General features: G+C 66.8%; 8 protein-coding genes. 3 read left to right on the top strand and 5 right to left on the bottom strand.

Features of this window, described 5'->3' with window-relative positions; all coding sequences use genetic code 11:
• Positions 1–36: 36 nt before the first annotated feature.
• The 5 genes from ASE67_RS03660 to ASE67_RS03640 all read right to left on the bottom strand — a co-directional run bounded on the left by ASE67_RS03660 (position 37) and on the right by ASE67_RS03640 (position 9,817).
• Positions 37–1,398: a family 43 glycosylhydrolase gene (locus ASE67_RS03660; protein ID WP_235511778.1), complete on the bottom strand. Its 1,362-nt coding sequence runs from the start codon at positions 1,396–1,398 to the stop codon at positions 37–39.
• Positions 1,398–4,619, bottom strand: coding sequence for a glycoside hydrolase family 2 TIM barrel-domain containing protein (locus tag ASE67_RS03655; RefSeq protein ID WP_055756992.1), 3,222 nt, complete (start codon positions 4,617–4,619; stop codon positions 1,398–1,400). The genes ASE67_RS03660 and ASE67_RS03655 overlap by 1 nt, the downstream gene beginning before the upstream one ends.
• A 40-nt stretch (positions 4,620–4,659) precedes the next feature.
• Positions 4,660–6,186 carry a tryptophan halogenase family protein gene (locus tag ASE67_RS03650; protein ID WP_055756989.1) on the bottom strand — a complete coding sequence of 509 codons (1,527 nt, stop codon included), beginning with the start codon at positions 6,184–6,186 and terminating at the stop codon, positions 4,660–4,662.
• Positions 6,183–6,896 (bottom strand): DUF6445 family protein, encoded by a 714-nt coding sequence (locus ASE67_RS03645; protein WP_055756811.1) that lies wholly within the window; start codon positions 6,894–6,896, stop codon positions 6,183–6,185. Before ASE67_RS03645 ends, ASE67_RS03650 begins: the two co-directional genes overlap by 4 nt.
• Before the next feature lie 101 nt (positions 6,897–6,997).
• Positions 6,998–9,817: a TonB-dependent receptor gene (locus ASE67_RS03640; RefSeq protein ID WP_055756810.1), complete on the bottom strand. Its 2,820-nt coding sequence runs from the start codon at positions 9,815–9,817 to the stop codon at positions 6,998–7,000.
• Positions 9,818–9,960: 143 nt separating this feature from the next.
• Between ASE67_RS03640 and ASE67_RS03635 the strand changes: the two genes are divergently transcribed.
• The 3 genes from ASE67_RS03635 (at position 9,961) to ASE67_RS03625 (ending at position 13,908) form a co-directional block, all read left to right on the top strand.
• On the top strand, positions 9,961–10,698 hold the full coding sequence (locus ASE67_RS03635; protein WP_055756807.1) for a FadR/GntR family transcriptional regulator: 738 nt from the start codon (positions 9,961–9,963) through the stop codon (positions 10,696–10,698).
• A gap of 226 nt (positions 10,699–10,924) precedes the next feature.
• Positions 10,925–12,430 carry a DUF5597 domain-containing protein gene (locus tag ASE67_RS03630; protein ID WP_200922150.1) on the top strand — a complete coding sequence of 502 codons (1,506 nt, stop codon included), beginning with the start codon at positions 10,925–10,927 and terminating at the stop codon, positions 12,428–12,430.
• Positions 12,430–13,908 (top strand): glycoside hydrolase, encoded by a 1,479-nt coding sequence (locus tag ASE67_RS03625; protein WP_082456921.1) that lies wholly within the window; start codon positions 12,430–12,432, stop codon positions 13,906–13,908. The genes ASE67_RS03630 and ASE67_RS03625 overlap by 1 nt, the downstream gene beginning before the upstream one ends.
• Positions 13,909–13,914: the final 6 nt, after the last annotated feature.

The raw sequence follows: 13,914 nt of genomic DNA, 5'->3' as shown, positions 1-13,914 counted from the left end.
GGCGGCGCAGTCAGCCATCTGGGATGGCCGGCCTGCTCAGGGCAGGATTGTCCATTCCCAGACGCCGGCCCCGCGATCCTCGGTACGAAGCCGCAGATAGCGGGCGGTGACGGCGTGATCGAGCGTGATCGGCGATCCGCTGCGCGTCGCGGCCGCCACGAACGGTCGCCAGCGCCGGCCGTCGTCGGACGCATCCACTGCGAAGCGATAGGGCCGGGTGGCATATTCGGGCCGGACCAGTGACTGGGCGACGGCCCTGCGCCGACCGAGATCGGCGATGACCTGTCCTGAGCCGTCGGCAGGCGCGCGCCACAGCGTCGCGTAATTGTCGTCTGCGGCGCGGAACGGTGCGTTGCCGGGCGTGGTCGTGGTGCCGCTGGCCCGCCATGCCAGCCCGCGCGCACGGTGCGCGGCAAAGCCCGCGACCGGCCCGCCATGGCCGGGCGTCACCCGTGCGATCGAACCATCGGCACGCAGGTCGATCGGATCGACCGCGACCTGGCGCAGCACCGCATCGCCGCCCTGCGGCCATGGCAATGCCTGTCGGTGATACAGGATGTAGCTCTGTGCGCCCGAACGGAAGATCGCGTGGTGACCGGGGCTGATGATATCGCGGTCGCGGTGCGTCTCGAGGATCGGGCTGTTCGCGCTTTCCGTAAACGGGCCGAACGGCGTGGCACCGACCGCATAGCGGACCTTGTAGGTGTCCTTGGTCGTGTTGCCGTCGCTATAGGTCAGCAGGTAGCGCCCGCCGGCCTTCACCATGAACGGCGCCTCGAAATAGCCGCGCGGGGTGACGTCGCGCGGCGTGCCGTCGAACGTCACCATGTCGGGCTTCAGCCGTACGACGAAGCAGTGGCCGTTGACCCAGTTCAGCCCCGATCCCCAATAGAGATAGGCCTGCCCATCGTCGTCGACGAACGCTTCGGCATCGATCATGTGATAGGCCGGCGCGAAGTCGCGGGCGATCAGCGGCCTGCTGCCATTGGCGTCGCGCCACGGCCCGGCGGGCGAGGGGGCGGTGCCGACCCACACCTCGCTGCCGACCGAGACGTACATGTACCAGCGTCCGTTGGGCGCCTTCACGACCGATGGTGCCCAGACCTTGGCATCGCCCGAGGTCGGGCTGGTCGCGGCGCGCTTGGTCGGCCAGTCGGGCATCGAAAAGCGCCAGTCGCGGCCATTGTCCGATGTCCATAGGCCCAACCGGTCGTCGCCCCACGGATCGATCGTGGCAAAGACATACCACCGCCCGTCATCGTGCACGATCGAGGGATCGGCGAAATAGCCTGGCAGCAGCGGGTTGCCCGCGCCGGCCGCGTCCCAGCGCGGCACGTCGGCGGCCGGTGCCGCCCCGCCGAGCAGCGCGGCGGCCAGCACGATCAGGCGGCGGCGCATCATTCCTCCCCCGTCGCGCTGGCCGGGCGGGCCTTGTCGGGCGTGGTGCCGGTACCGGCGAATGGCGTCAGGCGGAAGGCGACGCGGGTCGGCACGGTGCCGATGCGATAGGCGGGCAGCGGCTTGCCGAACTCGCTCCACTGCGTATCGCCGCCGACGCCCCACTGCGCGGAATCGACCAGCAGCGTGACCTGATCGTGCGGCACGATATCGGTCGACTTCCACGTCCCCGGCGCATGACGATCGAGATCGGCATAGGGGAAGGCGAGCGCGTTCATCATCAGCGGCCGATCGCCCTGCACCCGCAGCCCGCGCCCGGCACCCGACAGCTCCATCCAGCGGACATCGACCTTGTTGCCCGTTTCCTGCGGACGGATGAAGTCGTGATTCTGTTCGGCGATGCGCCCGCGCCACAGCCCGATCGGGGCCGAATCCTTGCGGTCGACATAGCTTTCATGCGGCCCGCGGCCATACCATTCGACATCGGTGATGTCAGTCGGCAGGGCAAAGGCGAGCCCGACGCGGAACGGCGGGGGCAGGTCGGCCTTCAGGGGGGTCAGCGTGCCGTCGATCGCGACCGATCCATCGGCGGCCATCGCGTAACGCGTGTCGAACTGCGCCGCGCCATCGCCCAGGTCGTAGCGGACGGTGACCGTGCCGGCGTCGCGATCGGCGCGGATCGTCGCGACGCGGCGGGTGTCGCTCATCGCCTTCCACACGGCCAGCTGCTTTTCGGTGCCGATGCCGATGTCGTTGTCGGTCACCGCCCGCCAGAAATGGGGGGTGCCCCCGGTCGCCAGCGCGCGTCCGTCACGGGCATAGCGGCGGATCAGCCCGGTCTTGCGATCGATCTCCAGCGTCGCCGGCCCGGCGGTCAGGACAAAGGCGTCGCCGCTCTGGCGCAGCGCCGCGACCCCGGCGGGTGGCGCGACGGCAGCGGGGGTGGGCGAAAGCGAGAATTGTTCGAAACCAACCAGCGTGTTCGCCGGCACCAGCGGCACCGCCCCGTCCTTTGTCCGCACGTTGACGGTCACGAAATATTCGGCGTCCGCCCGGCGCGGGATGGCCGACAGCGGCAGGGCGATCGTCTCCGCCCGGCGCGCGGCGGTGGTGAGCGCGGGCATCACGCCCTTCGCGATCGACACGCCATTCTCGGTCACGTCCCAGTCGAGCGCGAAGCCCGACAGGTCGCGGAAATCGTGGCGGTTGCGCACCGTGACCCGGCCGGTCGCCGGATCGAATCCGTCCAGCTGGACCGGGGCATAGGCTTTCCGGAGTTCGTACAGCTGCGGATTGGGGGTACGGTCGGCTTGCAGCAACCCGTCGCCAAACTCGATTTCACCCCCTGGATTGGGGCCGTATTCGCCGCCATCGCCCCAATAGCGACGACCGTCCTTGGTATAGCGGTACATCGACTGGTCGACCCAATCCCACACGAAACCGCCCTGCAGCTTTTCCGGATAGGCGTAGATCGTGTCCCAATATTCCTTCAGGTTGCCGCCCGACTGGCCCATCATATGGCTGTATTCGCACTGGATCAGCGGCTGTTTGAAGTTCCAGTTCCGCGCATAGTCGGCGAGCTTCACCGCCGGATCGTACATCGGCGCATAGATATCGGCATACCAGTTGGGCCGGTGGTCGTGGATGCCGTCCCACGTGCCCCAGCCGAGATAGCTGACCAGCCGGTTCGGATCGCGCGCCTTTGCCGCCGCGGCAGCGGCTTCGAAATTGGGGCCGATGCCCGCTTCGTTGCCCAGCGACCAGAAGATGATCGAGGGGTGGTTCTTGTCGCGTTCGACCATGTTGGTCACGCGGCTGACATGCGCGTCGCGCCACGCCGGATCGAAGCCGATCTGCAACCGGCCGCGTTCGTCCGGATGCTTGTTGGCGTAATCCATGTACGCGTGGCTCTCGATATTCGCTTCGTCCATCACGTACAGGCCATAACGGTCGGCCAGTTCGTAGAGATACGGGTCGTTCGGATAATGCGAGGTGCGGATCGCGTTGATATTGTTGCGCTTCATCAGCCGGATATCGTGCTCCATCGATTCCCGGCTGACGACGTGAAAGGTTTCGGGGTCGTGTTCGTGGCGATTGACGCCGCGGATCGTGATCGGCTTGCCGTTCACCGATACCAGCCCGTTCTTCATCTCGACCGTGCGGAACCCGATCCGGGTGGAGGTCGACTGGACGATCCGCCCCTGCGCATCATATAGCTCGACCAGCAGCGTGTAGAGATTGGGCGTCTCGGCAGTCCACGGCTTCACCCCCGGCACTTTTTCGCTGAGGGTGACCGTGCGTTCGGTCTTGCCCGCGGGCACCGCCGCCCGGCCCTCGATCACCGTGCGATCGCCGTCGAGCAGGACATAGCGCGCGCTGGTTGCCGCCCCCGGCGTCACCGCCACATCGACCGCGAGCATGCCGTCCCGATAGGCGGCGTCCAGCCCGGCATGGACGAAGAAGTCGCGCACCCGCGTGGCGGGCGCTCTCATCAGATAGACTTCGCGCTCGATCCCCGACACGCGCCAGAAATCCTGATCCTCCAGATAGCTGCCGTCCGACCAGCGAATGACCTGGATCGCGACGACGTTCCTGCCCGGCTTTACGAACCGGGTGACGTCGAACTCGCTCGGCAGCTTCGAATCCTCGGCGTATCCAACCTTCTGCCCGTTGACCCAGACGTAATAGGCAGCACCCGCCGCGCCGATATGCAGCACCACGTCGTCGCCGGCCCAGCCCACCGGCAGCGTCACGTCGCGGCGGTACGATCCGACAGGATTGGTCGCATGCGGGATCAACGGGCGATTGGCGGGAAAGGGATGGGTGATGTTGTTGTAGCGCGCCTGGTCGTACCCCTGGGTCTGCCACATGGCCGGCACCTTGATGCTCTTCCACTGCGACACGTCATAGTCGGGACGTTCGAACCCGGCGGGCACGTCGGTCGTGTTGGGCGAGAAAGCGAATTTCCAGTCGCCGTTCAGCGACAGGAACCGATCGGACGTGGTGCGAACCCCGGCCAGCGCCTTTTCCCGGCTTTCGAACGGGAAAGCGGTCGCCCGCGCCGGCATCCGCCCGACATAGTTCACCGCCGGATTTTCCCAGTCCGGGCGGCTGGCATCGACCTGTACCGGATCGACCCGCGGCGCGTCGCTCTGCGCCGATGCGGACCCGGCAACGGCCATCGCCACGGCGGCGGCACCGATCCTCAACATGGTACGCATCGACTTCTCCCCATTTTCGAACATTATGCAGGTCATGGCGTCACGCGCGCTGCCCGGTGGCGGCGGCGCAGTGGCGGGCGATAAAGGCTTCATGCGGCGGCATCTGTGCGGCGGCGGCGGCGACGACCGCGCCGATCCGCTGCAACCGCGCGGCGGCGGCATCGATCGGCATGGCATCGGCCAGCGGATCATGGGTCGCTGCGGTCAATCCCTGTCCGTCCATCACCGCCAGCCAGCTGGTCTTGGTGAACAGCTCGTCGCCCTCGCGATATACCCGGCCGGTGCGGGCATAGATGGCGAGGCGCTCGGCCAGCGTCTCGGGGATCGGGCGCGCGGCCTGATCGCGCCAATAGGCGGTGTCGCGCCGGGCACTGGCGTGGAAATGTAGGATCACGAAATCGCGCACCTGATCGAACTCGGCCGCCATCAACCGGTTGTAGCGCGCGCTGTCGGCCGGGTCGCAGGCCTGCGTCGGCAGCATTTCCAGCAGCCGCGCGATGCCCGCCTGCACCAGATGGATCGAGGTGGATTCAAGCGGTTCGAGGAACCCGCCCGACAGCCCCAGCGCCACGCAATTGCCGATCCAGAACCGGTCGCGCCGTCCGGTGCGGAAGCGGATGGGACGGGGATCGGCCAGCGCCTCACCCTCCAGCCCGGCGAGCAGCGTCGCCGCCGCTTCGTCATCCGACACATGCGCGCTGGAATAGACATAGCCGTTGCCGGTGCGATGCTGCAGCGGGATGCGCCATTGCCATCCGGAATCGCGCGCGGTCGAGCGGGTGAAGGGGCTGGGCGGGCCGACATTGGCGCTGGGCACCGCGACGGCGCGGTCGTTCGGCAGCCAGTGGCTCCAGTCCTCGAACCACGCGCCCATCGCTTCGTCGATCAGCAGGCCGCGAAAGCCCGAACAGTCGATAAAGAAGTCCGCCTCGACCCGGCCGCCATCGGCGAGCACCACCGCGTCGATGAAACCGCTCGCGCCGTCGCGGACGACCTCCACGATCCGCCCCTCGCGCCGCACCACGCCCGCCGCCTCGGCATGGGCGCGCAGGAAGCGGGCATAGAGACCGGCGTCGAAGTGAAAGGCATAGCCGATCTGGGCGAGCGGCGTGTTGCCCGGCTGCGGACGCTGGAACCGGCCGGCGCGCGCGGCGGCTGTGCAGATCGAATAATCGGCCAGCGGCCCGGCCTGTCCGGCGGCGCGCAGGCGACGCCACATCGCCTCGAACGGGACCGCACCCGAATCGATGCCATAGACGCCGAACGGGTGGAAATACCGGTGCCCGACCTGGCCCCAATCGTGGAAGTCGATGCCGAGCTTGAACGTTCCCTGCGTCGCGCGGACGAAATCATCCTCGTCGATGCCGAGCATCGCGTTGAACGCCTGCAGCGGCGGGATCGTCGCCTCACCCACGCCGATGGTGCCGATCTCCTCTGACTCGATCAGCGTGATCGCCGGGCCGTGCGGCCCCAATACGCGCGACAGCGCGGCGGCCGCCATCCAGCCGGCGGTGCCGCCGCCGACGATTGCGATCCGGCGCAACGGGCCGTCGGCGCGCGCGCTCATGCCGGGGTCCGGCATTGCAGGAACAGGTTGCCGGTCAATCGCCCGCGTCGCGGATCGGCGGCATCGGCGGGCAGCGTGGTGATCGCGCCCGAATGGAGCAGTGCCGCGCGGTACAGGATCAGCCGGTCGGGGGCGGCGTCGATCGAGTCGATCGCTTCGAACGGGCCATCCTCGCCAGCCGGATAGATGGCGGGCATCGCGGCCAATTCGGCATCCAGCGCTGCGCGATAGGCGGGCAGGCGATCGGCGTCGATCGTCTCGAACCCGGTCGCGCGGTGGCGGAAGAAGCGGGTGCCGTCGCCATTGGTCGCCGACAGGAAATGGACCGTCGCGAATTGCAGCCGGTCGGCGGAATCGACATGCGGCACGCGCTGGTCGGGCACCAGCGCCTCGGGCGGCAGCGTGACGAGCGAGAAATTGCCTCGCGCGCGGGCGGGCTGGACCGGCGTGCCGGTGAAATGCGCGGCGATCAGCGGCAGGACCATGCGGACCATGGCATCGACATAGGCGGTCGGCGCGGGGCCGAGCAGGCCGGGATAGAAGCTGCCGACGCTATCCGCCGGTGCGAAGGTCGATCGGGTCGCGGCGAAATCGACCAGCGCGTCACGTTGCCCGGTCGCGCGATCGATGACGACCACCGGCTCGCGTTCGCGGCCGACATGGCGAACGGTGACGACGGGCGGGGCGATGGCGATCGGAACGGACGACATGCAATAACCGATAGACCAAAAAGGGCCGGCGTGGCGAACCACGCCGGCAGGGAGGGACATGGTTGGCGACGGGACGCGACAGGCGCCCCGTCGCCCGATCCTCAATAGGTCGCGCGCAGCGACAGGCCGAAGCGACGGTCGTTCAGCTGATACTGCAGCGGCGCCGATGGCGTGCCGATGTAGAGCACGTTCATCCGGTTGTTCAGGTTCACAACGTCGGCCGACACCGCGACATGTTCGTTCAGATTGACGCTGATCGACGCATCGAGCGAGGCATAAGGCTTGGCGAACTGCCCCTGCCCATTGGCGCCGCTGCCCGTCGTCTGTTCGAGGTAGCTCGACCGGCCGTTATAGGCGAGGCGGGCGGTCACCGGACCCTTTTCGTACAGGCCGATCAGATTGTAGCTGTGCTTCGACAGCTTTTCGAGCGGCAGGGTCGAGGGCAGGTTGTTGCTCGACGACGAGAACGGATTTTCGACGTTGGAGTCGACATAGGTGTAGTTCGCCTGGATGCCGAAGCCGCTGAGCAGGCCGGGCAGGAAGTCGAAGAACTGCTGATAGCCGGCTTCGAGGCCCTTGACCGTTCCGTCGCCCGAATTGAGCGTCGAATTGACGTTGTACTGCCGCCCGCCATAGGTGCCGATGAAGCGGCCGCTCGACAGGAAGCCGTTGACCTTCTTGTAGAACAGGCCCGCGGTCAGCGATCCGGTCGGTGCGAAATACCATTCGGCGGTCAGGTCGAAATTATCCGACTTGATCGGCCGCAGGAACGGGTTGCCCGAATTGGCGAAGGGCAGGCCGTTGTTCGGATCGACCTGGTTCGGGTTCTGCAGCGTCACGTTGGTCGACAGCACGTCGAAGTTCGGCCGCGCCACGCCCTTCGAATAGGCGAAGCGCATCTGGAACTGGTCGGTGAAGCGGGCGCGGATGTTCATGCTGGGCAGGACGTTGGTATAGTCGTTGCCAAGCGAGATCGGGGTGAAGCTGCCGTCATTGTTGAACTGCGTACCGACCGACGTCGTGCGCGTCTTGACAATGCGCACGCCGGCACCGCCGTCGAAGCGGATGCTGCCGAGTTCGAAGGCGTAATCGGCGATGCCCCATGCGGTATAGGTCTTTTCCGTCTGGCGATTGAGGTCGCCCGGCGTGAACGCATCCTTCGTCTGGGCACCGAACAGGGCGTAGAGCGCCTTGGTCTGTTCCCACACGCCCTTGCCGGCCGGGAACGCCGGATAGAGGATGCCGCCGGTGACCGAGTTGCCGTCGAACCAGTTCTTCGAGGGCCCCTTCATCGCCAGCTGCGGGAAACGGCTGAGCGGGATCAGCGCCGCGCCGGCGGGCACATCGCTGGCGCCCGGTGCATAGTCGCGGAACAGGCTGACGCCGTTCCACGTGCCGCGCAGGTCGATGCTGTTGTCGGAATAGCGGCCACCGCCGCGCAGCTTTTCGAGGAAGCCGCCTTCGAAATCATATTCGATGTCATACGCGAGCGCGAGCGTTTCGGCATCGTTGCGCTGAAGCGAGTCGGCGATGAACGGCAGCGAATAGTTCGCCGGGTTGTTGAGCACCGACGGGTCGGTGACGTTCCAGCGCGGATATTTGCCGCGAAGGTCGAACACGACGGTCGACGGGTGCGGGGCGACCGTGCCGCCATATTGCCCGGTCGCGTTCTGGTTGGTGCGGTTATACAGCGACAGGACGTGGCCGTTGCGATCGGCATTGTAATAGGACGTCAGATACTGGACGTCGAAATTGACCTTTGCCCGGTCGGTCGCCTGCCAGCCGACGTTGAACGTGTAGTTCTGGCTGGCGCTCCACAATTCCTGGTCGAAACGGCCGGTCTCGAAGGTCTGTGGCGACAGCGAACCGCTGGTCGCATAGCCATCCTTGTTGAAGGTGAAGGCCGCACCCGGCGTCGGCAGCGTATTGTACTGCGTCACCTGACCGGCGGAATTGTACTGGTTGCCCGGCAGGTTGTTGAAGTCGTAATAATAGGCGCCGGTACGGTTGAACCAGTATTTCGTGCCCTGATACTGCGCGGTAACCAGCACGGCATCGCTTGCCTGCCACTGCACGGCGGCTGCGATGCCGAAGCGCTTGCGGTCGCCCTTGTCGTCATAGACTTCGAAACCATAGGGGATCTGCGCATTGCTCGGCGCATTGGCGATCGATCCCGGACGCGATTCACCGAACGGCCCGGCCAGCAACCCGTCCTGCCGATAATGGCTCTTCGAATAGACCGCGTTCACCAGGAAACCGATTTCGCCGATGCTGGTGTCGTAGCGGTTGCTGTACAGGCCCGAAACCGCATAGCCCGGCTTGTCGACGCGGTCGTAATAGTTGCCGCGCGCGGTCATGCTGATGACCTGGCCCGCCGAATCGAACGGCCGGCGCGTGCGCAGATTGACCGCGCCGCCGACGCCGCCTTCGATGATGTTGGCCGGCGCATTCTTGTAGACGTCGATGCCCGAGAGCAGCTCGGGCGGAATCCCTTCAAGGTCGAAGGCGCGGCCGCCCGATGCCGAATAGACCGCGCGACCGTCGAGGAAGTTCTGCACCTGCGTCAGGCCGCGCACGGTGACTGCCGGCTGGGTACGGTGATCGAAATCGGTGGCGCCTTCGCCATAGCGGCGCTGGATCTGCACACCGGTGATCCGCTGCAGCGCTTCGGTGGTGTTGACGTCGGGCAGCTTGCCGATGTCCTGCGCGCTGACCGAATCGACGATCTGGTTGGAATTCTGCTTGATCGCCTGTGCCGAACGCAGCGAGGCCCGAACGCCGGTGACGACGATATCGTCCCCGTTCTGGGCGGCGTCATCGGCCGGCTGTGCGGCGGCCATTTGTGCCGAAGCGGTCGCGGCAAACCCGCCGACCGACATGACCGAAACCCCCGCCAACAGGGCACACCTGATCGCTTTCATATTCCTCTCCCCCTCATATGTGCCCTGAATCGAGCCTTGTCTGACATATTACCGTATATCATTTGACTGACAATATGAAATCGAGCGGTCGACGGATGCGATGCTTTCGGCCAAGATCGCCGAAACAGGGGAGAGGCGCCGACATGGCGGTACGTAAGGGTGGGCAGCCGGCGAACGTCGCGCTGGCACGCAGGATCGGCGTGGCGATCGTCACCGGCCGGCATGAACCGGGCAGCGGATTGCCCGGCGAGATCGACCTGGCCGAACGGTTCGAGGTTTCGCGCAGCGTGATTCGCGAGGCGCTGCGGATGCTGGCAGCAAAGGGGCTGGTCGAAAGCAAGCCCAAGGCCGGCACCCGCGTGCGCGAGCGGCAGGCGTGGAATCTGCTCGATCCCGAACTGCTCGGCTGGATGTTCGAGGGGGAGCCGCCGCCGCTCGCCTTTGTCCGCAGCCTGTTTCAGTTGCGGATGATCGTGGAGCCGGCGGCGGCGGAACTGGCGGCGGTATCGCGCACGTCGCGGCAACTGACCCGCATGGGCCACGCGCTGGAAGAAATGGCGACGCTCGGCCTTGACAGCGAGGCTGGCCGTGCGGCGGACCAGAGTTTTCACGCGACGATCCTGGAGGCGACGGGCAACGAGCTGCTGGTCAGCCTGTCGGCGAGCATTGCCGCGGCGGTGCGCTGGACCACCTTCTTCAAATATCGCGCGGGCGCGCCTCGCGATCCCGTCGCCGAGCATCAGGCACTGTTCGAGGCGATCGCGCGCAGCGATGGCCCCGATGCACGCGCCGCGACCGAAACGCTGGTCGAACTGGCGCGTCAGGATACGGAGCGGGCGATGGCCATCGCGACCGGTGGCGAAAATATGTCGGGCAAATAGGGTCCGACACCGTTGTCGGAACGATCAATCGCTTTGACGTCGGCTTCTTTTCTGCAATTGTCTGACAAGATAAGCAGGGGAGGAGTCGATGATGTTCGTCGATCGAGGCGCGCAGGGTCGCCGTTTGACGGCCGCCGGGCGCGGTGCATGGCGGCCGGTTTGGCGCATATTGGCGGGATGTGCCGCAGTGGCATTGTCCTGCCCCGCGTCCGCGCAGCACAGCCGAATGGTTGCGTCGAACAACGGCACCAAGCCAACGCTGGAGGTCGATGGCGCGCCCTATCTCCTGCTCAGTGTCCAGCTGAACAATTCGAGCGGCTTTCCGGCCGAGTTCCGACGGCTCGCCCCCGCCATCGCGCGCAGTCATGCCAATACGGTGATGGCCCCGATCGGCTGGGAAACGGTCGAGCCGGAAGAGGGGCGGTTCGACTGGAGCGTCGTCGACGGCCTGATCGCCGAGGCGCGCACGCAGAATGTCCGGCTGGTGCTGTTATGGTTCGGCACGTGGAAGAACGGCAATATGAGCTATGTCCCCGCATGGGTGAAGCGCGATACGGCACGCTTTCCGCGGGTGATGACCGCGGACGGGCGGCCGATCGAGGTGCTGTCGCCGATCGGGGCAGCCAGCCGCGATGCCGATGCCCGTGCCTTTGCCGCGCTCATGGCGCATCTGAAGGCGGTCGACGCGGCGCGCGGCACGGTGATCCTTGTGCAGGTGCAGAACGAGGCGGGGACGCTGGGCGCAGATCGCGACCATTCGCCCGCCGCAGAGGCGCTGTTCCGGGCGCAGGTGCCCGCCGACATGCCGGGCGCGAAGCCGGGCGACTGGACCGTCAACTATGCCGAACGCGCGCCCGAGGCATTCATGGCCTATCACACCGCGCGCTATGTCGGCGCGGTCGCGGCGGCGGGGAAGGCGGCCTATGGGCTGCCGCTCTACGTCAATGTGTGGCCGCGCGAACAGCCGGGGCTGTTGCGACCGGGGGACAGTTCGCCATCGGGCGGGGCGGTGTCGTGGCTGTTGCCGCAGTGGCGCAGGCTTGCCCCCGCGATCGATGTCGTCGGGGTCGATAATTACGACACCAACATCGCACCTTATACGGAGATTGCCGAGGCCTATGACGTGCCGGGCAATCCGCTGTTCGTGCCCGAAACGGGCGGGAGCATGGCGCATGCCCGCAACGCCTTCTGGACCGTCGCACGGCCCCATGCGCTGGGCATCGGCAAGTTCGGCATCGGTCCCGATTTCGGGATGAAGGACGGCAAGGAGAGCGAGGAGCCGATCGCGCTCGATTACCGCCTGCTGGGCGATGTCGCGCCGCTGCTGCTGCCGCTGCGCGATGCGGGCCGGGTCCGGGTAGCGATCGAGCAGGATGGCCTGGCGAACGTCCCGATGGCGTTTCCGGGCATGGAACTGGCCACGCGGTTCGGGGCGGTGCGCGACGGTTATGGCGGGCCACGGGGGCAGGGCAATGCCGACCTGTCAGGCCGGGTCATCGCTGCGCAGGTGGCGCCCGACCGCTATCTGCTGACCGGTGCGGGCGCCAATCTTCGCTTCGCATTGCCGCTGGGACAGGCGGGGTCGGTGCAGTTGGTGACGGTGGAAGAGGGCCATGTCGATCGCGGCCGGTTCGTGCGCGACCGGCTGCTCAACGGCGACGAAACCGCGTTTGGATTGATCCTGCCGACGGAGGGACGGACATTGATGGTGACTGTGCAGGTGAACCGGTGATGCGGTTCCGTCCTTCCGCCGCCCACCGGGGCTTTGCGGGCGCGCTCCTCGCATTGGGCATCGGCATCGCCGCGCCCGTTCAGGCACAGCGGGTCGAGCAGGGCGAGGTTGCGATCACCCTGCGTCCGGCGGTCGATCGACCGTCTACGGTGTTCGAGGGGTGGGGCACCGCGCTTGCCTGGTTCGCCGATGTCAGTGGCGGCTGGCCGGATGCGGAGCGACGCCGATTGGCCGACCTCTTCTACGGCCCCGACGGGCTGGGCTGGACGATCGCCCGCTATAATATCGGCGGTGGCAATGCGGCTGGCACGCCGCCCTATCTGCGTCCGGGCGGGGCGGTGCCGGGGTTCTGGCGACAGCCGCCGGGCGTAACCGGGCGCGATTGGTGGCGGGCGGATGATCCCGCGATGTGGGACTGGTCGCAGGACGGGCGGCAGCGCTGGTGGCTCGACGCGATCCGCGACCGGGTGAAGACGCCGATCTTCGAAGCGTTCTCCAACTCGCCGCCCTGGTTCATGACCGTGTCGGGCCGGGTGTCGGGCGCGGAAAAGGCGACCGACGACAATCTGCGCCCCGGTTTCGAACGGCCATTCGCCACCTATCTCGCGCGGGCCCTAGCCGAATTGCAGCGCCGCCATCGCATCACCTTTCGCACGCTCTCGCCGGTCAACGAACCCAATACCGACTATTGGTTCGCCGCGAACAAGCAGGAGGGCGCACATTGGAGCCCGGCGCGGCAGGCGGCGATGATCGACGCGAGCGATGCGGCGCTGAAGGCGCTCGGCCTGAAGACGGTGATCGCCGCGCCCGATGAGACCAACTCGCACACCTTCCTTGCCGACTGGGCGGGCTATCCGGCGGCGACGCGGGCGCGGATCGGCCAGCTGAACGTCCACAGCTATGGCGCGATCCACCAGACCGGCGTGCGCGACGTCGCACGGGCCAGCGGCATCCGGTTGTGGATGAGCGAGAACGATGCGCCGCTGGCGGGCGATCCGGAGGCGGTTGATGGAATGGAAAGCCCGCTGGCCTTTGCCGAGCATGTCGTGCTCGACCTCAAGCGGCTGGAACCGGCGGCCTGGATATTCTGGCAGGCGGTCGAGGACTGGAGCGCGCGCGGTGGTAACGCCGGGTCGAACTGGGGTCTGGTGAAGGCCGATCTCGCCGTCGGGCCGACCGCGCCGCATCGCATCACCGTCACCCGCAAATACTGGGCGATGGCGCAGTTCAGCCGATATATCCGCCCCGGCTACCGCCTCGTGCCGGTCGATGATCTCGATACGGTGGGAGCGATCTCGCCGGACGGGCGGACGTTGGCGCTCGTCCACGTCAATCCGGCGCCGGTCGCGCGGCGGATGACGTGGCCGGCGGGATGGCGGGCGCGGATGATCGTGACCGACGCCACGCGACAGGCCGCACCAGTGGCCGGCAGCGTTGTTCCGGCCCGGTCGATCGCGACCCTGATCCTCGAGCGCTGATCGCAA

Source organism: Sphingomonas sp. Leaf23 (genome assembly GCF_001421585.1).
Taxonomy (GTDB): domain Bacteria; phylum Pseudomonadota; class Alphaproteobacteria; order Sphingomonadales; family Sphingomonadaceae; genus Sphingomonas.
This window is presented reverse-complemented; position numbering and strand designations above follow the sequence as displayed.

Bases quoted from the DNA above. Each gene is read 5' to 3' on its own strand.
- ASE67_RS03660 (WP_235511778.1), bottom strand. From the start codon at position 1,398: ATGCGCCGCCGCCTGATCGTGCTGGCCGCCGCGCTGCTCGGCGGGGCG.
- ASE67_RS03655 (WP_055756992.1), bottom strand. From the start codon at position 4,619: ATGCGTACCATGTTGAGGATCGGTGCCGCCGCCGTGGCGATGGCCGTT.
- ASE67_RS03650 (WP_055756989.1), bottom strand. From the start codon at position 6,186: ATGAGCGCGCGCGCCGACGGCCCGTTGCGCCGGATCGCAATCGTCGGC.
- ASE67_RS03645 (WP_055756811.1), bottom strand. From the start codon at position 6,896: ATGTCGTCCGTTCCGATCGCCATCGCCCCGCCCGTCGTCACCGTTCGC.
- ASE67_RS03640 (WP_055756810.1), bottom strand. From the start codon at position 9,817: ATGAAAGCGATCAGGTGTGCCCTGTTGGCGGGGGTTTCGGTCATGTCG.
- ASE67_RS03635 (WP_055756807.1), top strand. From the start codon at position 9,961: ATGGCGGTACGTAAGGGTGGGCAGCCGGCGAACGTCGCGCTGGCACGC.
- ASE67_RS03630 (WP_200922150.1), top strand. From the start codon at position 10,925: ATGGTTGCGTCGAACAACGGCACCAAGCCAACGCTGGAGGTCGATGGC.
- ASE67_RS03625 (WP_082456921.1), top strand. From the start codon at position 12,430: ATGCGGTTCCGTCCTTCCGCCGCCCACCGGGGCTTTGCGGGCGCGCTC.